The following is a 413-nucleotide window of genomic DNA, read 5'->3' as shown; positions in this document are numbered from 1 at the left end:
ATGGGATGTCGTGCCCGCCCTCCGGGGGCGTGAGTACTGGTCCATTAGCACGCCGACCGGCTCCTGCGGGCTGCTTGATCGTGTTGTCGAGGGTTGGAGGATCGGGTGCTGTTCGTCGGTGATGACTGGGCCGAGGACCATCACGATGTGGAGGTGCAGGACGAGCAGGGCCGGGCGGTGAAGCGGGCCCGGTTGCCCGAGGGCGTTGCCGGGGTGGCCCGCTTCCATGAGCTGGTCGCCTCGTTCCTGCCCGATGACGCCGAGCCGGCCGAGGTGCTGGTGTGTATCGAGACCGATCGGGGGCCGTGGGTGCGGGCGCTGGCCGCGGCGGGGTACCGGGTGTTCGGGGTGAACCCCAAGCAGGCCGCCCGGCATCGCGAGGTGATGGGCAACTCCGGGGCCAAGAGCGACAA

The 413-nt window shown here is 69.7% G+C and carries 1 protein-coding gene; it reads left to right on the top strand.

Annotated features, from left to right (window positions below; genetic code table 11):
• Nucleotides 1–105 precede the first annotated feature (105 nt).
• Nucleotides 106–413, top strand: a 308-nt coding sequence (locus tag QSK26_RS41525; protein WP_285780867.1) for an IS110 family transposase, incomplete at its 3' end; no start/stop codon positions are given.

It is taken from the genome of Microtetraspora sp. NBRC 13810, assembly GCF_030268685.1.
Classification (GTDB): Bacteria; Actinomycetota; Actinomycetes; order Streptosporangiales; family Streptosporangiaceae; genus BSRQ01.
The sequence above is the reverse complement of the archived record's forward strand: the minus strand, read 5'-3'. Positions and strand labels throughout refer to the sequence as shown.